Genomic DNA, 23,503 nt, shown 5'->3' with positions numbered 1-23,503 from the left:
TAACAGCTGTTACGCGGGCTTTTCTTTGCGACTGAATAGGGCTTTTTCGGTCCGGCGGCTGAAAGTCATTGGGCCGTTCATCGTTAGCTGACATCCGAACGAGGACATATGGCCCGACAGCTGACCCGCACACCGGCAGCAGCTTGGCTTTATGCCAATGTAGAAAGGCTCCGAGCTTGCGCCCGGAGCCTTCATCTATCAAGAGCAGAAAGCCGATGAACTACTTACGCAGCCAGCGACTTCACGAACTTAGCCAGCTTCGATTTGTTGTTGGCGGCTTTGTTCTTGTGAATGATGTTCTTTTTGGCCAGACGGTCCAGCATCGACGATACTTTCTTCAGCAGCTCCTGAGCAGCCGAAACGTCGGTGGTAGCACGCAGTTTCTTAACGGCGGTGCGGGTAGATTTAGCCTGGTAACGGTTCAATACGCGCTTTGCTTCGTTGGAACGGATGCGCTTGAGGGCCGACTTGTGGTTTGCCATGAGGATATGAAAAAGGTCTTCTGCTCGAATTCAGTTCAATTGAGGAGTGCAAAGGTAAGGCTTTGATTGGAAATTGCAAATGGAAGTCACAACCAATAGCTGGAGCAGCACAGCCGTTTCCGCTTTCCCGGTCGGTCGAACTTTTCGGCGGTTATTTGTGCTGCTGAAGTCTGTTTTGCGTATCTTATTTGCCGTTCCTGCCGGGCATTTCTGATTGCGCATCCCTAGCCGTTTTCGCCATGCCACTTATTGCCGACTCCCCTTACCAAGCGCCGTTCTACCAGTTCAACGGCCACCTGCAAACCATCATTCCCAGCCTCTGGCGCACGGTGCCGGAGGTGCGCTACCAGCGCGAACGGGTGGAAACTGACGACGGCGACTTTCTGGACCTAGACTGGTCGCGCCGGCCCGTCGGGCAACCGTGCGATACACTGGCCATTGTATCGCACGGTTTGGAGGGTGACGCTGGCCGGCCCTACGTGCGCGGAATGGTACGGGCCCTCAACCACGCCGGCCTTGATGCGCTGGCCTGGAACTACCGCAGCTGCAGCGGCGAAATGAACCGCCTGCTCCGCTCCTACCATCTCGGCGACACCGACGACCTGGATTTTGTAGTGCGCTACGCGTTGGGCACGGCCCGCTACCGCCGCGTCTTCCTCACGGGCTTCTCGGCCGGCGGCAACGTCACACTCAAGTACTTGGGCGAAAATGCGGCCCGGGTGCCGAAGGAAGTGCAGCGGGCGGCCGTGTTTTCGGTGCCGACTGACCTGAAAGCCAGTTCTTACCAGATCGGCCGCTTCGAGAACCGGGTGTACCTCAACCGCTTCATGAAAACCCTGCGCGCCAAAATGCGCCAGAAAGCGGCTCTCCTCCCCGGCCAGGTAGACCTCACCGACCTCGACGCGCTTCTCGACTTCCCCCAATTCGACGACCGGTTTACGGCACCCATGCACGGCTTCAAGTCGGCAGATGCGTACTACGCGCATGCCAGCTCCGGCCAGTACCTGAGTGGCATCCGGATACCCACCCTGCTGGTAAACGCCCAGAACGACCCGTTTCTGCCACCCTCCTGCTTCCCGCGCGACGCGGCCAGCGGCAGCCCCTACCTGTTCTTGGAAACGCCCACGGACGGCGGCCACGTCGGCTTCGGCGAGGGCACGCCGGACGGCGACTATTATTCCGAGCGGCGGGCGGTGCAGTTTCTGACGGCGGAAGTGCCGGGATGATGGAGTCGGAGCGGCGGATTGTTTGACGTTTTCCGCCTGTTCCGGTTTGATTTGCTTTTTGTAGTGCTCTGAAACCTGGTCAACAGATGCCTGACAACCGATAAAGCATGCTATAGTGGTTTCACGAACAGTGTAGAGATGCGAAACTTCACGTCTTCTAGTCGGGCCGATTCAACGATGCCGTTCAACGCAGAGACGCAAAGTGTCGCATCTCTATAACAGCCATACACTGTTCACGAAACAGCTATAACTGCATCTGCTTAGATTGCACGCCTTCTACTGCTGGTGCGCAGCTGCGTACCGGCAGGCGTTTGTGCCCAAGGCGCTGTAACGCTTGCAGCTCTTTCTTCTCCTATTCCTCATTCCCCCACCCCTGTTACAGCCTCTATTTCAGAATCGCACCAGTTTTACACCTGCCGCTCCTAACACCGACGCGGGAAGTTTTCTTATCCTCGCTATCTAGCTACCTTTCATGATGTCCGCAACTACTAGGGGGAACTGCCCACGCTCTGGTAGCGGCTCCTGTTTCTTATGTGGACTTCTTCCCGCAAGCGCTTAGCCCGCTTGGAGGCGGCCTGGCAGCAGCCAGCTACGCGCTCCGCCCACTTTCCCTTGGTAACCCGCTACTACGACCTCGTACAGCACGAGTCTACCTACCACCGCCTGCCGGACCAAACCTGGGCGGACCTGAACGGCGACCTGCTCTTCGAATTGCTTGATACCACGGTGAGCCGAATAGGTCAGCAGTGCTTGTACCACCGCCTGCGCAGCCCGCTCGCCGACGAGGCCGCCTTACGCGAGTTTGATGCCGCCGCAACGCTACTGGCGCAGCAACCCGGCGCGCGCGGGCAAGCCCTGCTCGCCCTCGGCCAGCTGACTGCTCACGAGGCGTACTACCAGGTCGATTTGATTAGTGGCGAACCGCTCCCCACAGTGCCCGGCGCCCGCTTCGCGCCGCTGCTCGCGCTGGGGCTGGTGGCCACGTTGCTGGGGGGCTTTTGGCTGCCCTTGCTCTGGGTAGGGACACTCTCGTTGGCCCTCACCAATGCGGTGTTTCATTTCTGGCAGCGTCAGTGGATTGAGCACTGTGTTCGCCCGCTGCTGCAACTGGGCCGCTTGCACCGGGCGGGGCGGGAGTTGCAGCAGGCGGACCTACCCTTTCGGCCGCTTCAGCAACTGGCAGCGCCCCTGGTCCAGCTGGGGGCTTTCGTGCGGCAGGTAGCGTTCTTTCAGGTAGCAGACAGCTGGCTGCTGGAACTGCTCAAGATGCTACTGCTGCTCGACGTGTTGCTGTATGCCCGTTGCCGGGTGGCTGTGCAGCAACACGCGCCCGCCATCCGGACGGTCTTTGAGGCAGTTGGCTACGTCGATTGTGCCTTGGCGGTGGCCAGCTTCCGCCAGCGCCACGCCACCTGCGTGCCCCACTTCGGGCCGACGGCCGAGGGCATCCGGCTGCAGGCCGGTTACCACCCGCTGGTACTGGGGTGCGTGCCGAATGACCTGACTCTGGCCGGGTCAGGCGTACTACTTACCGGCTCGAATATGTCGGGTAAGACCACCTTTATGCGCACATTGGGCGTGAGTTCCCTGCTGGCCCAGACCATAGCCACCTGCCCGGCTACCGCCTACCATGCCCCTTTTTGCAGGGTGCTCACCAGCCTCAGTCTGGCTGATAGCCTGCCCACGGGCAAGAGTTACTACTTAGTGGAGGCCGAAACCATGCGGCAGTTGCTGCTGGCCTGCGACGCGGCTCCCAACAGCTACCTGCTGCTGCTGGATGAGCTGTTCAAAGGCACGAATACCCAGGAGCGCATTGCGGCTAACAAAGCCGTGCTGGAATACCTGCAGCCCCGCAGCTGGGTAATGGCGGCCACCCACGATGGAGAGTTGGGCGCGCTATTGCAGTCATGCTTTGCCGAATACCACTTTTGCGAGACGGTCACGGCGGAAGACTGGTATTTCGACTACCGCCTCAAAGCCGGGCCACTGACCACGCGCAACGCCATCCGGTTGCTGGCGCGCCTACACTACCCGGCACAGGTGGTAGCCGCCGCGCAGGCGCTTAGCGCCATATTGTCTACACAAGCGCAGGCCGAGAGTATATAACTGCCCCAAACGGAAGAACTGATTTCTGCGGCTGATTCAGCTAAGTAGCAGGAAGCCATAGCAAGCCAAAAAGCGCAATACAACAGTAGCAAGCTATGTTGTATTGCGCTTTCTTGTGTAGTGCAAACGGTGGGGCAGCAAGTGCTTGCGCCCTACGCGGGCACCACTACTACCTTCTTGGTTTCAAAGAACGGCTCTTGGAAGAAGTCCGGCAAGTCGATGACGGTGGCTTGCAGACCGGATTCCTGGATTTCCTCGGTCAGGTCGCCGCCTTTGAGGTAGTAGAGGCCGCTGTTGGGAGCGGCTTCGTGGCGGGGCTTGTAGCGGTGGGCAATCCAGGTGTGGAAGGTGGCCAGGCGGGCCACGGCGCGGCTCACCACGTAGTCGTACTTGGGGCGCAACTGCTCGGCGCGGATTTGCTCGGCGGTGAGGTTGGTTAGGTGGAGCGAATGAGCCATTTCCTGTACCGCCCGAATCTTCTTGCCAATGCTGTCCACTAGGTGAAACTTCACCTCCGGGAACAAAATGGCCAGCGGCAGCCCCGGCAGGCCACCGCCCGTACCAACATCCAGCACCGAAGAGCCGGGGGCAAATTCCACCACTTTGGCAATGGCCAGGGAGTGCAGAAAATGACGCTCTTCCAGGTTGTCCACATCGGTGCGGGCTACCAGGTTGAGGCGCTCATTCCAGTCCCGGAACTCGGTATCAAGTTGCTGGAACTGCTGGCGCTGGTGGTCGGAGAGGTGCGGGAAGTAGTGGTTGATCAGGTTCATCGTGGGGCAAAGGTAAACACGTCTGTCATCCTTCGCTCCACTCAGGATAACACAAAAAAAGCCCCGACTTGCGGCGGGGCTTTACACTAGATGATTTCCTTTTTGTTTTTCACCATGTCATAGAGCAGCTCCCGGGCGCGGTGTAGCTGGGCTTTCACGGTGCCGAGGGGCGCTTTCAACTCCTGCGCAATTTCCTCGTAGCTCAGTTCATCGAAGTAGCGCAGCGTCACGAGGCGCTGGTACTTATCGGGCAGCCGGGACACCACGTGCTGCATAATTTCGATTTTCTGGTTTTTGATGGCCGTCTCCTGCGGGTTCAGGTTCTGGTCGCGGAAGTCGATGGTTATTTCGTCACCGTTGTCAATCTTGATGGCCGAATCAATCGACATCGTCTTGATTTTATTCTTGCGAATAAAGTCGATGCAGTTATTGGTGGCAATGCGGAACAACCAGGTGCTGAAGGCAAACTCGGGGTTGAACTTATGCAGGTTGCGGAAGGCCTTGGCGAAGGCTTCGATGGTGAGGTCCTCGGCGTCGTCGGGGTTACGCACCATCTTCAACACCACGTGGTACACGGGCTTCTTGTAGATCTGCATCAGCTCGGCGTACGCCTTGCCATCGTTCTTTTCCACAGCGGCCCGAATCAGCTTGAAGTCGTGCTTGGCTTTGGCGGAGAACTGTTTTTCCTGATTTACTTCCATCGGAGCGTACGGTAGAGGAACAGCGAGATTCCCAGAGCGAGATAATAAAAAAAATACACAGCATCGAGAAAAGGCAGCCACGCTACGGGCAACCGCTCCTCAAGCCGGCGGCCGAGCTGATAGTACACGGCCAGAATAGCGCCGGTGCGCACGAGGCACACCGTAGCCAAAGGTACCCAATCGGGGCGGGAAAACAGCAGGCCGATTGCCATGCAGTAATACAGCAGATTCGCGCCGATAAACGTTCCGATGCGGATCCGGTCGGCGAGGCGGTACTGCCGACCGGCCGAAAGATGCCGCCGTTTCTGCCGCCACCACTCGCCCCAGGTGTGGGCTGGTTCGCTGAGCGTGTGGGCTCCCGGCTCCGCTGCCACCGCCACCCGCGCCTGTTGCTGCACGGCGTCCTGCACCAGCAGGTCATCGTCGCCGCTGAGGCTGCGGATATGGGAGGCAAATCCTTTTGTCTGGTAAAAGACCGGCTGGGTGTAGGCCAGGTTGCGCCCAACGCCCATGTAAGGCTGGCCACGCCACGCGAAGGACAAATACTGTGCCCCCGTCAGCAAGGTTTCAAACCGGATTAATTTATTCAAAAAACCCGGTTCCTCCGCGTAGGCGGAGTACCCAAGAACCATATCGGCGGGCCGATTGAAGCCTCGCTGCATATATCTGATCCACTGATTGGTGGCCGGAATACAGTCAGCATCGGTGAAGAGCAGCCGCTCGTAGCGGGCCGATTTGATGCCCAGTGTCAGGGCATACTTTTTAGGTGACAAACCGTCAGGTGTGCGCGCCACCGATACCAGCCGTACATGCGGGTAGTACTGGGTGAGTTGCTGCACGTAGAGGTAGGTGTCGTCGTCGGACCTGTCGTCGATGAGTACCAGTTCGAAGCCGGCGGGGTAGTCCTGCTGCAGAATCAGGGGCAGCAGGCGGCGCAGGTTCTCCAGCTCGTTGTGGGCGCACACCAGCACCGATACGGGCTCGTCGTCGGGGCCGGTGGCGGGCTCCGGAGGGCGGTGGGCAAAGGGCAGAAAGTAGTAGGCCGCGTAATAGAGCTGCACCAGCACAACGGCCAGCAGGAGCCACATGGCGGGGGAAAGGGAGAAAGACAAAGCAGCACGGGGTTTCGGAGGGCAAAAGTAGGCATTCGGAGTACCTTTGCGCTTGTAGCAGTTGCTGGTTGTCAGTTATCAGATGGTTCTTTTTGGAATGCTGACTGGCAACTGCCAACCGGCAACTGACAACTCAACCTCCGCATGACCTTCGACCTCGTAGCCAAAGACCCGCACTCCAAAGCCCGCGCCGGCGTAGTGCACACCGACCACGGTGCCATTGAAACGCCCATTTTTATGCCCGTGGGCACGGCCGGCACCGTGAAAGCCGTACAGCAGCGCGACCTGAAAGACGATATCAACGCCCAGATCATTCTCGGTAATACCTACCACCTGTACCTGCGCCCCGGGCTGGAAGTCATCGGTAAGGCCGGCGGGCTGCACAAGTTCAACGGCTGGGACCGGCCCATCCTCACCGACTCGGGTGGGTACCAGGTGTACTCGTTGTCGGGCACGCGCAAAATCAAGGAGGAAGGCGTGAAGTTCCGTTCCCACATTGATGGCTCGCAGCACCTGTTTTCGCCCGAGGGCGTGATGGACATCCAGCGCACTATCGGGGCCGACATCATCATGGCTTTCGATGAGTGCACGCCCTGGCCCTGCGAGTACAGCTACGCCGCCCGCTCCCTGGATATGACGCACCGCTGGCTCAAGCGCTGCATCACGCGCTTCGACGGCACCGAGGGCCACTACGGCTACTCCCAGACGCTGTTCCCGATTGTGCAGGGCTCCACGTTCAAGGATCTGCGCGTGAAATCGGCGGAGTTTATTGCCGAGCAGGGCCGCGAGGGCAACGCCATCGGGGGCCTGAGCGTAGGCGAGCCGGCCGACATGATGTATGAGATGACGGAAATTGTGTGCGACATCCTGCCCAAGGATAAGCCGCGCTACCTGATGGGCGTGGGCACGCCGGCTAACATCCTCGAAAACATTGCGCTGGGCGTAGATATGTTCGACTGTGTGATGCCGACCCGTAACGCCCGCAACGGCATGCTGTTCACCACGCAAGGCATCATGAACATTGCCAACAAGAAATGGGCCGACGACTTCACGCCGATTGACGAGGAGTTGGGCGGCTACGTGAGCACCTTTTACTCGCGCAGCTACGTGCGCCACCTGTTCCACAGCAAGGAAATGCTGGGCCCGCAGATTGCCTCCATCCACAACCTTACCTTCTACCTGTGGCTGGTGAAGCAGGCCCGCCAGCAGATTCTGGCTGGCACCTTCCGCGAGTGGAAGGACCGAATGGTGAAGCAGGTGATGACAAGATTGTAGGTTCGTTTTTCGTTGTTGGTTTTTCGTTTTTCGATCTGCCAATGACCTGCGCAAAGCGTCTTGCCCCCATCTATTCTTTCACAATACAGCGGGGTAATCTGCTTCAAAAAACGAAAAACCAACAACTCAACACGACCCGTGCGGCTCCTCGATAAATACATCCTCAAGAAGTTTCTCACCGCGTTTTTCTTCGCGGTGGTGCTGCTCGTGTCGGTTATCTGCGTGATTGACTTCACAGAGAAGAACGACGACTTTCTCAAGCACGATTTGGGGGCGTGGCAGATTCTGTCGGAGTATTACGTGAACCTGTTTCCGTACTTCGCCAACCTGCTTTCCCCCATCACGGTATTCATTGCCGTGGTATTCGTGACGGCCCAGCTGGCCGAGCGAACCGAAGTAGTAGCCATGCTGGCCTCGGGCATCAGCTTCAAGCGGTTTCTGCTACCCTACATCATGGGCAGCGCCATTCTGGGGATTCTCACGATGGCCATGACGGGCTGGCTGATTCCCATTGCCAACAAGACGCGGGTGCAGTTCGAGAAGGCCTATATCAAGAACCCCTATCGGTTCAGCGGCCGTAACGTGCACATCAAAATCGGCCCCCGTGACTATGCCTTCATGGAGAGCTACGACAATGTGAACAACGTGGGCTACAAGTTTGCGCTGGAAACCATTGACGGGCAGCTGCTCAAGCGGCGCATAACGGCCGAGGCCATTACCTGGGATTCTACCAAGCGGGCCTGGCACCTCACGCCCCAGCTCATTCGCACCTTTGATGGCGAAAAGGAAACCCTCAAAACCATGCCCGCCCGCGATACGGTGTTCAACCTGTACCCGAAGGACTTCGCCAGCACCTACCGCCTGGCCGAAACCCTCACGCTGCCGGAGCTGAACCGCTACATCAACCAGAAAATAGCGCGCGGCTCCGATGATACGCAGGTGTACCTCAGCGAAAAACACGAGCGATTCGCTTATCCCTACGCCATGTTTATCCTCACCGTCATTGGGGTGATTATGAGCGCGCGCAAGAGCCGGGCCGGCGTGGGCGGGCAGATTGCGCTGGGCTTCGTGCTGGCTTTTGTATTCATCATCTTCGTGATTCTGAGCCGCAACCTGGCGGCCGTGGGCACTCTCTCGCCTATGTTGGCGGCCTGGGTCCCCAGCATCGTATTCACCGCCGTCGGAGCCATTCTGTACCGGGTAATACCGCAATAACGGTGAGTTGATGATTTAGTGAGGTGGTGAGCTTGACGTTCTGCCTGCGCCAACTGCGCGGACTGAACGTCAAGCTCACCACCTCACTAAATCATCAACTCACCGAATCACCATTTTACCTCATGCTAAAAGACTACCTGCGTCTGCATTTTATTGTGTTGCTCTGGGGCTTCACGGCCATTCTGGGCAAGCTGATATCGGTACCGCCGGTGGAGCTGGTATTCTGGCGCACATTGCTGGCGGCAGCGGGGTTGGCAGTACTGTTGATAGTACGTCGGCAGCCCTGGCGCGTAGCTGGTACCGAGGCGCTCAAGATGCTGGGTATCGGGGTGCTGGTGGCGGCGCACTGGATTACCTTTTTCCTAGCCGCCCGCCTCTCCTCAGTAAGTGTGTGTCTGGCCGGGCTGGCCACACTGGCCCTCTGGACTTCCCTGCTGGAGCCGCTGGTGTTGTGGCGGCGAGTACGCCCCTATGAGGTGGGCCTAGGCCTGCTGACGATGGTGGGCCTGTACCTGGTGTCGCAGGCCGAACTGGACCAGATGGCCGGCTTACTGGTCGCTATTGTGTCGGCGGGGCTGTCGGCGTTGTTCAGCGTGTTCAACTCTAAGCTGGTGAAGCGCCACACCCCGTTTCAGCTCACGCTGTATGAAATGACCGGGGCCTGCCTGAGTATCGTCCTGTTCATGCCTGTATACGGCCACTACTTCACCGAGGGCCAAGGCCTGCAGCTGGCCTGGCAGGGCTATGACTGGCTGTGGCTGCTGCTACTGGCGGGCGTGTGCACGGTGTATGCGTTTTCTTCTTCGGTAGAGCTGATGAAGCGCATTTCGGCCTTCGTGGTGAACCTGACCATCAACCTGGAGCCGGTGTACGGCATTCTGCTGGCCGTGCTGATGTACACGCTGCACATCCCCGGCTTCGGTCAGGAGAAGCTGTCTACCGGCTTCTACCTAGGCACCGTGGTTATCCTGCTCAGCGTACTCATTCACCCCGTCCTCGACCAGTGGATGAAGCGCCGCCAGCGTCAGGCTGAGGCCGTTGATGTGCTGGTGGGCTAGTGGTGAACTGGTGGGTTTGACGTCCTGTTTGCGCCAACTGCGCATATTGAACGTCAAACTCACCAGTTCACTATCTCACCATTTACAGCCGTCCGGCCCACACCTGATATTCGGCGGGCAGCGGCAGCTGCGGGGGTATTTCCAGGCCCGGAAACAGGCCGTACACGGCCGAGCCGGAACCCGAGAGGCTGGCGTAGGCGGCTCCGGCAGCGTAGAGTTGCGCTTTGAGGTCGGCCAGCACCGGATAATACGGCGTCAGGGCTTCCTCAAAGTCGTTGCTAATAGTGTGGCGCCACGTCTCCAGGGGTTGGCTGAGGGCGGTGCGCAGGTCGTGGCGCGGGGTACGGGGGTGCACGCGGCTGTACGCTTCGGCGGTGCTGATGTGCAGGCCGGGATAAATCACCAGGCAGGCCGTACCCGTCAGGTTCAGTGCCACCAGCTCAAATACGTCGCCCTTCTCGTAGGCAAAAACCGGCTGATTACGGATGAAAAAGGCACAGTCGGAGCCCAGGCGACGGGCGTAGGCTTCCAGCGTTTCGGCCGATAGATTCAATGTAAACAGGTCATTGAGGGCGCGCAGGGCAAACGCCGCATCCCCGGAGCCGCCGCCCAGTCCGGCCCCGATGGGCACTACTTTGTGCAGGTGCATCCGAATGGCCGGCAACGCGAAATCGGCCTTTAACAACTCGTAGGCACGCAAACACAGATTAGTAGTCGGCTCGCCGGGAATGGGGATACCCGTTAGTGTCAACGTCGTATCAGTACCGGCCGGGGCCGGCAGCACTTCCAGCGCATCGCACCACGGTAAGGGCACAAACACCGATTCGAGGTTACGAAAGCCGTCGGGCCGCTGGCTGGTAACGTACAGGCCGAGGTTGAGCTTAGCGTTGGGAAAAACGAGCATACGAAGCGGTAAAATATGGCGCAAGCTAAACCCCTGACCGCCGAAGTCAAACGCGCCCTACATTTCCCCGTATTTTTGCCGCTATGTCCACCGCCGTCACTTCCTGGTACGCCCGCCACGGTAAACGCCTGCTCGATGTGGCGTTGGCTGCGCCCGCGCTGCTGCTGTCGCTGCCGGTACTAGCGGTGCTGGCCCCATTGCTGGCCTGGCAGAACGGCGGTTCCTGGCTGTTCCGACAACCCCGACCGGGTTTACATGGCCAGGTATTTACCTTCTTCAAGCTCCAGACCATGACCACTCAGCGCGACGCGGCCAGCCAACTGCTGCCCGATGCCGCGCGCCTGCCGCGTCTGGGCCGCTGGGTGCGTGCCACCAGCCTCGATGAGCTGCCCCAGCTGTGGAACGTGCTACGCGGCGACATTAGCTTAGTAGGTCCCCGGCCGCTATTAGAGCAATACCTACCGCTTTATTCACCCACGCAGGCCCGCCGCCACGCCGTGCGGCCGGGCATCACGGGCTGGGCGCAGGTAAACGGCCGCAATGCCATCAGCTGGGAACAGAAATTTGCCTACGACGTGTGGTATGTCGATAACCTGTCGTTTGGGCTGGATATACGAATTTTGCTGCATACCGTAGGCCGCGTGCTGGGTGCGCGCGATATTGCCGCCCCAGGCCAAGCCACCATGTCGGCTTTTACGGGCACGCCTCCCTCCTCTTCCGCTCCATGAATCGTCCCGTCCCTGCTGCTTCACCTGCTACTCTGGCCACGTTGCCCCGTCTGGTTATTGTGGGCGCGGGTGGGCTGGGCCGGGAAGTGCTGGTCCTGATTCGCCAGATCAATGAGGTAGCGCCCCGGTGGAACGTGACCGGCTTTTACGATGACCGGCCCCCAGCTGCCGCTACCGTGCACGGGCTGCCCTACCTCGGCTCCGTGGCCGACCTGAACGCCCGGCCAGAACCGCAGCAGGTGGTGGTAGCAGTAGGCAGCAGCCAAAGCCGGGCCGCCGTGGTGGCACGTATCATGTCGTCTCAACTCACATTTGCTACGCTCATTCACCCCAGCGTAGCACTGCAGCCTTACCAACGCGTTACCATCGGGGCGGGCAGCATCATCAGTCAGGGCTGTATTCTAACCTGCGATATTGCGCTGGGGCAGCACGTTCTGCTCAACCTTGGCTGTACAATTGGCCATGATGCCGTACTGGAGGATTTCTGCTCCCTCATGCCGCATGCCAATGTTGGCGGTGAGGCCTACCTCGAAACCGGTGTGTATCTGGGCACTAATGCCACCGTCATCAACCAGGTGCGGGTAGGAGCGCAAACCGTAGTGGGAGCCGGGGCCGTAGCCGTGCGTGATTTACCGGCTGACTGCACGGCGGTAGGTGTGCCGGCCAGGGTCTTGGCTCGCCGAATCGGGAGCACATAGCGGTAGAAGTAGTCGATTTTTCGGAACCGCTAGATCGAAAACGCTCCGGCAAACGGTAGTTTTCACATCTTGTCCCCGTATTCGCTTTCAGTTCCCGCTTTTTCATGCGTAGTCAGGATTACGACCGGCTGTTTCTTTCCCCACCCCACCTGGGCCGCCACGAGCTTAACTACGTGAGTAAGGCTATCGAAGACAACTGGGTAGCGCCCGTAGGCCCTAATCTGGATGGGTTTGAGCGCGACATCTGCGAGTTTACCGGGGCGTGGTATTGCGTGGCTCTCACCTCAGGTACGGCCGCCATTCATTTGGGGCTGCGGCTCTTGGGCGTTGGTCCCGGCGACGAGGTGCTGTGTCCTTCGTTTACCTTCGTAGCCACTGCCAACCCTATTCTGTATCTGGGGGCCACGCCTGTTTTCATTGATAGCGAGGCCGAAACCTGGAATCTTTGCCCAGAACGACTCCGCGAAGCCCTAGAGGCACGCAAACATCAGAACCGCTTACCTAAAGCCCTAATCATCGTGCATCTGTATGGCATGCCCTGCCGACTGCGCGAAATTCTGGCGCTGGCCGCTGAATTTGGCGTACCCATACTGGAGGATGCCGCCGAGGCGCTGGGCAGCCGTTACGAAGGTCAGCCGCTGGGCAGTTTTGGTGATGTAGGCGTTTTCTCCTTCAATGGCAACAAAATCCTGACTACCAGCGGCGGCGGGGCCTTGGTAACCAACTCGGCCGAATGGGCCCGGAAGGCCCGGTTCTGGGCCACCCAGGCCAAAGACGACGCCCCGTATTATCAGCACTCGGAACTGGGCTATAACTACCGCCTCAGCAACGTATTGGCCGGCATCGGGCGGGGCCAGATGGAACTGCTGGAAGACCGGGTCAAGAAGCGCCGTGAAATCTACGCGTGGTACCGGCAGCACCTTGCTGCTATTCCCGGCCTATCCTTCGGCCCCATCGAGCCGGCCGGCAGCCACTCGAACCGCTGGCTCACCTGCCTGCTGCTCAACCCCATTGAAACCGCCATTACACCGGAACAGCTGCGCCTGCACCTAGAAACCCACAACATCGAAAGCCGTCCGCTCTGGAAGCCGCTGCACCTACAGCCGCTGTTTGCTACTGTACCTTCCTACGGCGGTGAGGTATGCACTCATCTGTTTACTCGTGGCCTCTGCCTGCCCTCTGGCTCGGCCATGACGGAAGTTGATTTACAGCGGGTTGCCGGAGCTATACACGACCTACTTATGCCAAAATAAGCAGAATTGCTGACTCTTTTTAGTATATAAAGTTCCAAAGAGGGTATTCAACGCACAAAACCTACACGCAGTAGTTTAACGCAAATCTGCCTGTCAAACGCATACAACTAGTTTTTCAACGAGTTTCACATCTTCTCTGGTCCATATATACCTTTTATTCGGATTCGGGCAACAGCGGTCTATAGTTTATGCCAGCGCCTGCGCCAAGTCGGCCAGCAACTCCTCCACCGGCTCAATACCTACCGACAGCCGCACCAACCCCACCGTGATACCTAGCTCGGCCTGCTGCTCGGGTGTGAGGTAGCGGTGCGAAGTACCAAGTGGATACGACAGCGACGAGTCAACGCCGGCCAGGGAAGGCGCAAACGGGAACCGCTGGCTCCGCTGCATAAAACGGTTCACCACCGTTGCATCATCAGCCAGCAGAATCGACATCATGCCGCCGAACAGCCCGCCGCCCTGCTCCTGTGCCAGCACGTGCTGCGGATGATCGGGCAGGCCAGGATAGTAAACAGCCCGCACAGCAGGTTGCTGCTGCAGAAACTTGGCAATAGCCAGGGCGTTATGGCTGTGGGCAGGCATACGCAAGTGCAGCGTTTTGAGGCCCCGCACGGCCAGCCAGCTTTCCATTGGGCTCAACGTAAGGCCATACAATACCCCCACTTGCTTCAGCCGGGCAGCTACGGCCGCATCGGCGGCCACAGTGACGCCGGCCGTTACATCGGAGTGGCCGGAAATATACTTCGTCACGCTGTGCAACACTACGTCGGCCCCCAGCGCCAGCGGCCGGGTGATAATGGGTGAGGCAAAGGTATTGTCCACTACCAGCTTCAGACCCAGGCCGTGGCAACCGTCGGCCAGGCGGCGCAGGTCGGCTACGCGCAACAGCGGGTTGCTCATGGTTTCGCAGAGCAGCAGTCGGGTGGTGGGCTGCACGAAGCGGTCCAGCGCGTACAGTTCCTCAAATGGCACGTACGTCACCGTAATGCCCATTCGGCTCAATTCCTGGTTCAGCAACGACGACGACCCGCCGTAGATATCGGCCGCGCACAGCACATGGTCCCCGGCTTGGCAGAACGCCAGCAGGGCCGCGAAAATGGCCGCCATTCCCGAGCCTGTAGCCACTGCCCCAACCCCGCCTTCCAGTCGGTTTACGGCCTCGGCCAACTCGTCGGAGTTGGGGTTGCCGTTGCGCGAGTACAGGTAACGGCTGCCAGGCTCCCCGAAGTACAGCTCTAGCTCGTTCAAATCCTCAAACTTGAAAACGGAGGTCTGGTAAATCGGGGTGATTTTGGGGTGGATATGCATAGGGTGAATTTCGCGCAGTAGTTCGCAGTGGACGGCACCCCGAAACACTGCGTGAAAAAAGAAAAAGCCTTTCCCGCAAAGGAAAGGCTTTTCAAAGCAAGTATGAAACCGGGGTAGCCTTACGCCGAAGCGCCTTCAGCCAGCACGATTACGTTGTTACGCAGCACTTCTACTACTCCGCCCTCAATGTGGAAGGAAGTAGTACCGCCGTTGAGCACCACGTCGCCGGCTTTCAGGGCCGAAATTAGCGGGGCGTGGTTGTTTAAAACCTCAAACAGGCCATCAACCCCCGGAAACCGGGCCGATGTAACCTCGCCTTCAAACACCTTACGGTCGGGCGTGATGATTTCCAGATGCATCTTTTCTAATGTGAGCAATGTGAAAATGTGCTGAATGTGCTGCTGAGAGTGTGCCGCCGGAGCGTACTCACATTTCTCTCATCAGTACATTCCTCACATTAGAAGAAATTACTTGGCTTCGGCCATCAGTTTGGCACCCTTGGCTACGGCATCATCAATGTTGCCCACCAGGTTGAAGGCCGCCTCGGGGAGGTGGTCGTATTTGCCGTCGATGATGCCGTTGAAGCCGATGATGGTCTCCTTGATGTCAACCAATACGCCTTTCAGACCGGTGAACTGCTCGGCTACGTGGAAGGGCTGCGACAGGAAGCGCTGCACCCGACGGGCACGCGTTACGGTCAGCTTGTCTTCCTCCGAGAGTTCGTCCATACCCAGAATGGCGATGATGTCCTGCAGTTCCTTGTAGCGCTGCAGAATCTCTTTCACGCGCTGAGCGGTGTTGTAGTGCTCCTCGCCCAGTACTTCTACCGACAGAATGCGGGAAGTGGAGTCCAGCGGATCCACGGCGGGGTAGATACCCAGCTCGGAAATTTTGCGGCTCAGTACGGTAGTAGCATCCAAGTGGGCAAACGTCGTCGACGGAGCCGGGTCAGTCAAGTCATCGGCTGGCACATATACGGCCTGTACCGACGTGATGGAACCGCGCTTGGTGGAGGTAATGCGCTCCTGCATGGCACCCATTTCGGTAGCCAGCGTGGGCTGGTACCCTACAGCCGAAGGCATCCGGCCCAGCAGAGCCGATACTTCCGAGCCCGCCTGCGTGAAGCGGAAGATGTTGTCGATGAAGAACAGGATGTCGCGGCCGGCACCGGTGCCGTCGCCGTCACGGAAGTTCTCGGCTACCGTGAGGCCCGAGAGGGCTACGCGGGCCCGGGCTCCGGGAGGCTCATTCATCTGGCCGAACACGAGGGTTGCCTGCGACTTGAGCAGCTCGTTCTGGTCAACCTTGGTCAGGTCCCAGCCACCGGCTTCCATCGAATGCTTGAACTCGTCGCCGTACTTAATGATATCCGACTCGATGAATTCGCGCAGCAGGTCATTGCCTTCGCGGGTACGCTCACCCACACCGGCAAACACCGACAGACCAGCGTAGGCCTTGGCGATGTTGTTTACCAGCTCCATGATGAGTACGGTTTTTCCTACGCCGGCACCACCGAACAAACCAATTTTGCCACCCTTTACATAAGGAGCGAGCAGGTCAATTACTTTGATACCCGTGTAGAGAATCTCCGACGAGGTAGCGAGGTCTTCGAAAGGCGGGGCCTGACGGTGAATCGGCAGGGCGCCGTCGCTCTTGGGCTGCGGAATGCCGTCGATGGCTTGGCCGATAACGTTGAACAGGCGGCCTTTAATGCCTTCGCCCGTGGGCATCGACATGGGAGCGCCCAGGTCGCGCACGGCGGCACCGCGGGTCAGGCCCTCGGTCGAGTCCATGGCGATAGTGCGCACCCGGTCTTCACCTAAGTGTTGCTGGACTTCCAGCACGACCACCTGGCCGTTGTCTTTCGTGACTTCGAGAGCGTCGAGAATATTGGGAAGCTTGGAGCCTTCACCCGCGAAGCTCACGTCCACGACGGGACCAATAACCTGGGTGATTTTGCCGGTATTCGCCATTGCGTTGTATGGTTGGATGGGGTGCATCTTTTCAGGGCGCAAAACTACGGCTTAATCCCGGCATTGCCAAAGCAGGACGCAGCACACGTCTTTCAACTTTTTTTTCAGAAGCTGAGCTTCTGAAAATCAGGTTTAAAACCTCAATTTAGCCCTACTGAAGTGCCAGACCCGCAAAAAATATTTACCCGGAAATTTGCCTCGAATAAAACTCGCCGTACATTTGCACAACCAAACGGCACGCTTACACCGGCAGCCGCTTGAAATTGTCCGATGGTGTAACTGGCAACACGCTTGATTTTGATTCAAGAAAGTCCAGGTTCGAGCCCTGGTCGGACAACCGACTATCCCAACGCGAAAGGCGCTGATTCTTCCTCATCCGGAAGAGTCGGCGCCTTTCGCTTTTTCAGTTTCTGTCTTTTTCATCCCGGCCTTGGCCGGCTCCTGGTTTGCTGACTGCCCCAACACCCTGTGGCAGCAACACCCCAACGAGCTGACCGGAGCCGGGATTCTTTTTCCCTTTTCCCTTTCCCCCTTTTCATGTCACAGCAGGTTAAAATTTTCGCCGGCAATGCGTCTCACGAGCTAGGTGCCCAGATTGCCGCCGCTTACGGCATTCCGCTCGGCGACCTGAGCATCCAGCGTTTCGCCGATACGGAGCTCGGGCCCAGCTTCAACGAAAGCGTGCGGGGCTGCGCCGTATTCCTGATTCAGAGCACCAATCCGCCAGCCGAAAACCTGATGGAGCTGGCCCTGATGGTGGACGCGGCCAAACGGGCTTCGGCGTATAAGGTAAACATTGTGATGCCCTACATGGGCTATGCCCGTCAGGACCGTAAAGACAAGCCGCGCGTGAGCATCGGGGCAAAAGTGGTGGCCAACATGATTCAGAGCGTGGGGGCCGACCGCCTGATGACCTGCGACCTGCACGCCGGCCAGATTCAGGGCTTCTACGATATTCCGGTGGACCACCTCGACGGCGCTACCGTGACGGCTCCCTACATCAAGAGCCTGAATCTCGATAACCTCATTTTCGCCTCACCTGACGTGGGCGGCGTGGTACGTACCCGGGCCTTCGCCAAGAAGTTCGGGGCTGAAATTGTGGTGTGCGATAAAATGCGCCTGCGGGCCAACGAAATTGCCTCCATGCAGGTAATCGGCGACGTGACGGGCATGAACGTGGTGCTGGTGGACGACATCGTGGATACGGCCGGCACCATCTGCAAAGCCGCCGAGCTGCTGATGGAGCGCGGAGCCAAATCAGTACGCGCCGTGATTACGCACGGGGTGCTGAGCGGTCCGGCCCACGAGCGGATCCGCAACTCGGCCCTGGAAGAGCTGGTCATCACTGACACGCTGCCGCTGAAGGAAGAAAACCCCAAAATCCGGGTTATCTCGCTGGCTCCGCTATTCGCGCAGGCTATCCACAACGTAGTCTCGCACGAAAGCATCAGCTCATTGTTCGTGTAAGCTCAATGTAGCTCTCTTCTCATAATTGCATCATGCCGAAGCACTCTGTATCAGCAGTAATAGCTGGCGCAATAATTCTTGCTTCCTTGATAAGTGTTGGCGGATGGGCATTTGCTGCTAAATCTGTCAGTAAAGGTCTGTTGCGCTTATTTGACGGCTTGGCGCTGCTGGCCTTCATTCGTTTTGTCGTTTGGGTAACTTTCCAATAATGTTGAGGAGCCCACAAGTGGCAGACGAGTCAGGATTATCAGAACGAGGGAGTGATTATGCAGCCTAGCTTTTAACTCCCAAACAATCCGCCTATCTTTGCGGCCCGTTTGCCTGCTTTGGGCATGCGTTTTTTCCTCAAAAGCACCCATTTATGAAAAGCCTCGAGATTGTAGGGTTTAAAAGAGCGAATCTCGGTAAGAAGGACGCCAAGGCGCTCCGCCTCGACTCGTACGTACCTTGCGTACTGTACGGCGGCGCTGAGCAAATTCACTTCTCCGTACCGGCCATCCTGTTCCGCGAGCTGCTGTACACCCCCGAGGTGCACGTAGTTGAGCTGAACATTGAAGGCGACATCCGTCGCGCCATTGTGCAGGACTCGCAGTTTCACCCCGTGAACGAAATGCTGCTGCACGTTGACTTCTTGGAGCTGCAGGAAGGCAAAGAAGTGAAGATGGACGTTCCCGTGAAGTACGTTGGCGTTTCGCCGGGTGTACTGGCCGGTGGCAAACTGGTAAGCAAGCTGCGCAAAATCAAAGTACGTGCTACCCCCGAGAACCTGCCCGATTCCGTGGAAGTAGATATTTCGGAGCTGGGCCTCGGCAAGTCGATCAAGGTGAGCAAAGTTGTTCCGAACAACTACACCATCCTGACCAGTGAGCAGGCTCCCATTGCTACCGTGGCCATCCCACGTGCCCTGAAAGGCCAGATGTCGGCCGACAAGTAAGGCTTCCAGATTTTAGCGGATTAGCGTCGAATTTCCACATATTTTGTGGACGATTTTCCGTAAAAATCTTTTCAAAAAGGCTGTCCTGTTCGCAGGGCAGCCTTTTTTTATAGGCACGCAGCATCCGTTACGTGCTGTTTGATTGCGGCTGGCTGAATATCTTTCGGCTACCAAATCCGCGAAAACCCGACTCTAATCCGCTACAAATCCGTGAGCAAGTTTCTTGTGCTGTGCCTGGGCAACATCGGGCCGGAATATGCTGATACGCGTCACAACGTAGGCTTTATGGTAGGCGACTACCTGGCCCGCAAGCATGAAGCCGCGCCCTGGCAGCTGGGCCGCCACGCCTTCACCACCGAAATCAAGCACAAAGGCCACACCTACGTGCTGGTGAAGCCCACCACCTACATGAACCTGAGCGGCAAGGCCGCCGCCCACTGGCTGAGCACCCTCAAGCTCACCAAGGAAAACATGGTGGTTGTCACCGACGACCTGGCTTTGCCCTTTGGCAAGCTGCGGCTGAAAGCTAAAGGCTCGGCCGGCGGCCAGAACGGCCTCAAGCACATCCAGGAAACGCTTGGCTCCGACGAGTACGCCCGCCTGCGCTTCGGCATCGACTCCAGCTTCTCGAAGGGCCGGCAGGTGGATTACGTGCTCAGCCCCTTCTCCGCCGATGAGAACATCGACCTGGAAGGCCGCCTAGAAAAAGCCGCCGAAGCGGTGCTGGCCTTCGGCGCTATGGGCGTGGAACGGGCTATGAACGTGGTAAACGTAAAGTAGCCGGTTTGTCATTGCGAGGAGGCACGACGAAGCAATCTGTCCTGACCAAAGCGCGAAACCATGAATAAGCAGAAAGCCCTTGACGTATGGTACGTCAAGGGCTTTCTGGTTGAAGGAAGTGTCTGGCTGCGAAAAGGACGGATTGCTTCGTCCTTTTCGCAGCCAGACACCCTATTGCAACTTACGCTACGCCGGAACCAGGGCGCACGGGGCTGCTGGGCTGCATGAGGCCGAGCACGCCGTCGGCGTTTTCGGCCATTAGGAGCATGCCTTGGCTCTGGATACCTTTGATTTCGCGGGGGGCGAGGTTGAGCAGCACCTGCACCTGCTGGCCGATGAGGGCCTCGGGCAGGAAGTGCTCGGCAATGCCCGAGACGATAGTGCGGGGCTCGTCGAAACCAAGGTCAACACTGAGCTTCAGCAGCTTTTTGGTTTTGGCGACCTTCTCGGCGGCCAAGATGGTGCCGATGCGCAGATCCATCTGCTGGAACTGTTCGAAGCTGACATCCTCTTTCGCGGGGGCCGATACGGCGGCGGCCAGCTCGTTGGCTTTCTTGGTGTCGAGCAGCTTTTGCACCTGGGCTTCCACGGTGGCATCCTCGATTTTGGTGAATAGCAGGGCGCCCTCGGCCAGCTGGTGACCGGCGGGCAGCGCGTCGGGACGGCCGGCCTGGGGCCAGGTGCCTTTCTTGGTGTTCAGCATGCCACCCAGACGGGCGGCGGCTTCGGGCAGAAAGGGCTCCAGCAGTGTCACGAGGGCAGCAGCCAGCTGCAGCGACACGTGCAGCACGGTGCCGGTGCGGGCCTCGTCGGTTTTGATGAGCTTCCAGGGTTCCTGATCGGCCAGGTACTTGTTGCCGAGGCGCGAGAGGTTCATCAGCTCGTTCAGCGCGTCGCGGAAACGGTAGTTGTCGATCAGCTCCCCGATGCGCGCCGGGAACTCCTGCAGCTGCCGCAGCACGTCCTCGTCTTCGGTAGTGAAGCCCACGGCGGCGGGTACTTTGCCCGCGAAGAACTTATGCGTCAGCACTACGGCCCGGTTCACGAAGTTGCCGAGGTTGGCCACCAGCTCGTTGTTGTTGCGCGCCTGGAAGTCTTTCCAGGTGAAATCGTTGTCCTTGGTTTCGGGAGCGTTGGCGCAGAGCACGTAGCGCAGCACATCGGCCTGGCCGGGGAAATCCTGCAGGTACTCGTGCAGCCACACGGCCCAGTTGCGGCTCGTGCTGATTTTGTCGCCTTCCAGGTTCAGGAACTCGTTGGCGGGCACGTTATCGGGCAGGATGTAGTCGCCGTGGGCCTTGAGCATCGTGGGGAAGATGATGCAGTGGAACACGATGTTGTCCTTGCCGATGAAGTGTACCAGCTTGGTTTCGGGGTCTTTCCAGTAGGTTTCCCAGGTGTCGGGCAGCAGGTCTTTAGTGGCCGAAATGTAGCCGATGGGCGCATCAAACCATACGTACAGCACCTTACCCTCGGCCCCAGCTACCGGCACGGGCACGCCCCAGTCCAGGTCGCGAGTCACGGCGCGGGGATGCAGGCCCTGGTCAATCCAGCTTTTGCACTGGCCGTACACATTGGCCTTCCAGTCCTGCTTGTGGCCTTCCACAATCCACTCGCGCAGCCAGGGTTCGTACTGATCCAGCGGGAGGTACCAGTGCTTGGTTTCGCGCAGCACGGGGTGGTTGCCCGAGAGCATGGAGCGGGGGTTGATGAGCTCGGTGGGGCTGAGCGAGGTACCGCACTTCTCGCATTGGTCGCCGTAGGCGTTTTCGTTGCCGCAGTTGGGGCAGGTACCCACGATGTAGCGGTCGGCCAGAAACTGGTCGGCCTTCTCATCATAGTACTGCTCGGAAGTCTGCTCGATGAACTTGCCTTCCTCGTAGAGCTTCTTGAAAAAGCCGCTGGCTACCTCGGCGTGCGTTTGGGAGGACGTGCGCGAGTAGACATCGAACGACACGCCGAAATCCTGGAACGAGTCGCGGATGATGGCGTGGTACTTGTCCACCACCTGCTGGGGCGTGACGCCTTCCTTCTGGGCCCGGATAGTGATGGGCACGCCGTGCTCATCGGAGCCGCAGATGAATTTTACGTCGCGCTGCTGGGCGCGTAGGTAGCGCACGTAGATGTCGGCGGGCAGGTACACGCCGGCCAGGTGGCCGATGTGCACGGGGCCGTTGGCGTAGGGCAGCGCGGCCGTAACGGTGTAGCGTTGGGGAAGAGAGGCCATATAAGCAAGCAAAAAAGCAACGTGAGCATCGCCGGATTCGGCAACGGGAGTGCAAAGGAACGAGTAAAAAGAGGAAACACCCGGCCGACCGCACAGCTACCGCACCTGCGGCCGACTCCCGTAACCAACAACCGCCGCGCCGGTTTCGCGCAGGCTTGTCGGCGGGATAAGCAACTTCACCTATAAATCCTTCTATATTTCGACTACTTACGGCGGCGGCCTACGTAATACGGTTCAGTCACTTCTCTTCCCATCTGCTTACGTCATGAAAAACACCGAACAGGAAAAACCGGCCAAAAAGATCAAGAAGGAGAAAGACCCAGCCGAGAAAGCCCAGAAGAAGGCCGCTAAAGCTGCTAAATCGACCTCCAGCGCCATTTCTGACGCGCGCTCCGCCAAGAAGTCCAACCAGAAAAAAGCCCTGAAAACGGCCGCCAAGCAGCTACAGAAAGAGCTGGACGGCCGCATCAGCGAAGTGGTAAAGCGCATCCGTAAGGAAACCAAAGCCAAGCTGAAGGAGGTAGTGAAAGATGCCACCCAGCGGCTGGATGTGGATATGGAGCATCTTTTCGAGCAGGCCCTGCACACGATAGTGCGCCACCATGAAAACGGCACTCCCGCCGCTTCCGACAGCATTTCTACTACTTCAGAAGGCCCTGCCCCGGCTGCTAAGCCCGCAACGGCCCGCCCCGCTCGCTCCCGCAGCACTGTCAGCCGCCCAGCCGCAACGGCTGCCAAACCAGCAACTCCGACGGCGGCTAAACCAGCGGCCAAACCGGCCACGCCCAGCCGCTCGCGCCCAACGGCCAAGAAACCCGTCCCTACCCCATCAGCTTCTGCCGACAGTTCCAGCGAGGTTACTGCGTAGGCGGCTCTCCCCCTTCTCATAAGCTAACGGCCCGCGGGCCGTTAGCTTATGAGAAGTAATTAAAAACTATCCGGCTGATGTTTAATTCGGCAGCCGCAAGGTGTCGGCGGGGGCCCCGTTTACGCGGCGCAGGCGGGTCTCGGGCGTGGTCGTGTTGTTGTCGTTGGTATTGAGGGTTTCGGGGCGCTTACGGGAATTGATACCACTGGCCTGCTCCCGGACGAGTACCCGGCCGGGTGTGGCATCGGGCACGGAGCCGCCGTAACCGGCGTTACTATTATATGCAGCCTGGCGGTCAGCATCGGTGAGGATGCGGGCCGGTGGGCGGCGCACAGCGGCTTCCTCCGTTACCGTTTCCGACGTAGTACAGGCTCCTAGTAACAACAGAGCAGGCAAAAGAAGATACCGTTTCATA

The 23,503-nt window shown here is 58.6% G+C and carries 23 protein-coding genes and 1 tRNA gene; 14 read left to right on the top strand and 10 right to left on the bottom strand.

Translation table 11 applies throughout. The annotated features are described in order from the left end of the window. Window positions 1-224: 224 nt before the first annotated feature. Complete coding sequence (rpsT, locus tag HSW_RS05050) at window positions 225-482, bottom strand: 30S ribosomal protein S20 (RefSeq protein ID WP_044001080.1); 258 nt, start codon at window positions 480-482, stop codon at window positions 225-227. 239 nt (window positions 483-721) lie between these two features. On the opposite strand from rpsT, the gene HSW_RS05045 reads away from it, so the two are divergent. Then, window positions 722-1,708: a YheT family hydrolase gene (locus HSW_RS05045; RefSeq protein ID WP_044001079.1), complete on the top strand. Its 987-nt coding sequence runs from the start codon at window positions 722-724 to the stop codon at window positions 1,706-1,708. 531 nt (window positions 1,709-2,239) lie between these two features. Then, window positions 2,240-3,814 (top strand): MutS-related protein, encoded by a 1,575-nt coding sequence (locus tag HSW_RS05040; RefSeq protein WP_044001078.1) that lies wholly within the window; start codon window positions 2,240-2,242, stop codon window positions 3,812-3,814. A gap of 152 nt (window positions 3,815-3,966) precedes the next feature. Here HSW_RS05040 and rsmG read toward each other — a convergent pair whose 3' ends face one another. From rsmG to HSW_RS05025, 3 genes are all read right to left on the bottom strand, one after another. Next, window positions 3,967-4,587 carry a 16S rRNA (guanine(527)-N(7))-methyltransferase RsmG gene (gene rsmG / locus HSW_RS05035; protein WP_044001077.1) on the bottom strand — a complete coding sequence of 207 codons (621 nt, stop codon included), beginning with the start codon at window positions 4,585-4,587 and terminating at the stop codon, window positions 3,967-3,969. 86 nt (window positions 4,588-4,673) lie between these two features. Next, the gene (locus HSW_RS05030; protein ID WP_044001076.1) at window positions 4,674-5,288 is read right to left on the bottom strand and encodes an RNA polymerase sigma factor; all 615 of its coding nucleotides are present in this window, start codon (window positions 5,286-5,288) and stop codon (window positions 4,674-4,676) included. Beyond that, a complete protein-coding gene (locus HSW_RS05025) occupies window positions 5,279-6,400 on the bottom strand; it encodes a glycosyltransferase (RefSeq protein ID WP_155832826.1) in 1,122 nt (373 codons plus the stop codon). The genes HSW_RS05030 and HSW_RS05025 overlap by 10 nt, the downstream gene beginning before the upstream one ends. 144 nt (window positions 6,401-6,544) lie before the next feature. Here HSW_RS05025 and tgt point away from each other — a divergent pair, with 144 nt between their 5' ends. From tgt to HSW_RS05010, 3 genes are all read left to right on the top strand, one after another. Then, window positions 6,545-7,675, top strand: coding sequence for a tRNA guanosine(34) transglycosylase Tgt (gene tgt, locus HSW_RS05020; protein WP_044001074.1), 1,131 nt, complete (start codon window positions 6,545-6,547; stop codon window positions 7,673-7,675). A gap of 138 nt (window positions 7,676-7,813) precedes the next feature. Continuing rightward, the gene (locus HSW_RS05015) at window positions 7,814-8,890 is read left to right on the top strand and encodes an LptF/LptG family permease (protein ID WP_044001073.1); all 1,077 of its coding nucleotides are present in this window, start codon (window positions 7,814-7,816) and stop codon (window positions 8,888-8,890) included. Window positions 8,891-9,012: 122 nt separating this feature from the next. Continuing rightward, on the top strand, window positions 9,013-9,948 hold the full coding sequence (locus HSW_RS05010; RefSeq protein ID WP_044001072.1) for a DMT family transporter: 936 nt from the start codon (window positions 9,013-9,015) through the stop codon (window positions 9,946-9,948). Between the two features lie 82 nt (window positions 9,949-10,030). On the opposite strand, the gene ispE is transcribed toward HSW_RS05010, so the two are convergent. Then, window positions 10,031-10,852, bottom strand: a complete 822-nt coding sequence (gene ispE / locus HSW_RS05005; protein WP_044001071.1) for a 4-(cytidine 5'-diphospho)-2-C-methyl-D-erythritol kinase — start codon at window positions 10,850-10,852, stop codon at window positions 10,031-10,033. An 83-nt stretch (window positions 10,853-10,935) separates the two neighbouring features. On the opposite strand from ispE, the gene HSW_RS05000 reads away from it, so the two are divergent. From HSW_RS05000 to HSW_RS04990, 3 genes are all read left to right on the top strand, one after another. Further along, window positions 10,936-11,580, top strand: coding sequence for a sugar transferase (locus HSW_RS05000; RefSeq protein WP_052346130.1), 645 nt, complete (start codon window positions 10,936-10,938; stop codon window positions 11,578-11,580). Further along, the gene (locus tag HSW_RS04995) at window positions 11,577-12,278 is read left to right on the top strand and encodes an acetyltransferase (protein WP_071883063.1); all 702 of its coding nucleotides are present in this window, start codon (window positions 11,577-11,579) and stop codon (window positions 12,276-12,278) included. The genes HSW_RS05000 and HSW_RS04995 overlap by 4 nt, the downstream gene beginning before the upstream one ends. A 104-nt stretch (window positions 12,279-12,382) precedes the next feature. After that, window positions 12,383-13,531 (top strand): DegT/DnrJ/EryC1/StrS family aminotransferase, encoded by a 1,149-nt coding sequence (locus tag HSW_RS04990; RefSeq protein ID WP_044001069.1) that lies wholly within the window; start codon window positions 12,383-12,385, stop codon window positions 13,529-13,531. Between the two features lie 186 nt (window positions 13,532-13,717). Here the strand turns inward: HSW_RS04990 and HSW_RS04985 are convergent, their stop codons facing one another. From HSW_RS04985 to atpD, 3 genes are all read right to left on the bottom strand, one after another. After that, window positions 13,718-14,839: a trans-sulfuration enzyme family protein gene (locus tag HSW_RS04985; RefSeq protein ID WP_052346776.1), complete on the bottom strand. Its 1,122-nt coding sequence runs from the start codon at window positions 14,837-14,839 to the stop codon at window positions 13,718-13,720. Window positions 14,840-14,958: 119 nt separating this feature from the next. Next, complete coding sequence (gene atpC, locus HSW_RS04980) at window positions 14,959-15,198, bottom strand: ATP synthase F1 subunit epsilon (RefSeq protein ID WP_044001067.1); 240 nt, start codon at window positions 15,196-15,198, stop codon at window positions 14,959-14,961. A gap of 108 nt (window positions 15,199-15,306) precedes the next feature. Next, the gene (gene atpD / locus HSW_RS04975; protein WP_044004136.1) at window positions 15,307-16,812 is read right to left on the bottom strand and encodes a F0F1 ATP synthase subunit beta; all 1,506 of its coding nucleotides are present in this window, start codon (window positions 16,810-16,812) and stop codon (window positions 15,307-15,309) included. A gap of 264 nt (window positions 16,813-17,076) precedes the next feature. Between atpD and HSW_RS04970 the strand changes: the two genes are divergently transcribed. The 5 genes from HSW_RS04970 (at window position 17,077) to pth (ending at window position 19,993) form a co-directional block, all read left to right on the top strand. After that, window positions 17,077-17,149: transfer RNA gene (locus HSW_RS04970), tRNA-Gln, on the top strand. 200 nt (window positions 17,150-17,349) lie between these two features. Next, a complete protein-coding gene (locus tag HSW_RS04965) occupies window positions 17,350-18,279 on the top strand; it encodes a ribose-phosphate pyrophosphokinase (RefSeq protein WP_044001066.1) in 930 nt (309 codons plus the stop codon). 32 nt (window positions 18,280-18,311) lie between these two features. Next, window positions 18,312-18,488, top strand: a complete 177-nt coding sequence (locus HSW_RS24105; RefSeq protein ID WP_155832825.1) for a hypothetical protein — start codon at window positions 18,312-18,314, stop codon at window positions 18,486-18,488. Window positions 18,489-18,640: 152 nt separating this feature from the next. Then, window positions 18,641-19,213 carry a 50S ribosomal protein L25/general stress protein Ctc gene (locus HSW_RS04955; protein ID WP_044001064.1) on the top strand — a complete coding sequence of 191 codons (573 nt, stop codon included), beginning with the start codon at window positions 18,641-18,643 and terminating at the stop codon, window positions 19,211-19,213. Between the two features lie 210 nt (window positions 19,214-19,423). After that, on the top strand, window positions 19,424-19,993 hold the full coding sequence (pth, locus tag HSW_RS04950) for an aminoacyl-tRNA hydrolase (RefSeq protein WP_044001063.1): 570 nt from the start codon (window positions 19,424-19,426) through the stop codon (window positions 19,991-19,993). 181 nt (window positions 19,994-20,174) lie between these two features. Here the strand turns inward: pth and metG are convergent, their stop codons facing one another. Further along, window positions 20,175-22,220 (bottom strand): methionine--tRNA ligase, encoded by a 2,046-nt coding sequence (gene metG / locus HSW_RS04945; protein WP_044001062.1) that lies wholly within the window; start codon window positions 22,218-22,220, stop codon window positions 20,175-20,177. 265 nt (window positions 22,221-22,485) lie between these two features. Here metG and HSW_RS04940 point away from each other — a divergent pair, with 265 nt between their 5' ends. Continuing rightward, on the top strand, window positions 22,486-23,088 hold the full coding sequence (locus HSW_RS04940; protein WP_044001061.1) for a hypothetical protein: 603 nt from the start codon (window positions 22,486-22,488) through the stop codon (window positions 23,086-23,088). 81 nt (window positions 23,089-23,169) lie between these two features. Here HSW_RS04940 and HSW_RS04935 read toward each other — a convergent pair whose 3' ends face one another. Further along, window positions 23,170-23,484, bottom strand: a complete 315-nt coding sequence (locus HSW_RS04935; protein ID WP_197031943.1) for a hypothetical protein — start codon at window positions 23,482-23,484, stop codon at window positions 23,170-23,172. Between the last annotated feature and the right edge of the window lie 19 nt (window positions 23,485-23,503).

Source organism: Hymenobacter swuensis DY53, from assembly GCF_000576555.1.
GTDB classification, from domain to species: Bacteria; Bacteroidota; Bacteroidia; order Cytophagales; family Hymenobacteraceae; genus Hymenobacter; species Hymenobacter swuensis.
This window is presented reverse-complemented; position numbering and strand designations above follow the sequence as displayed.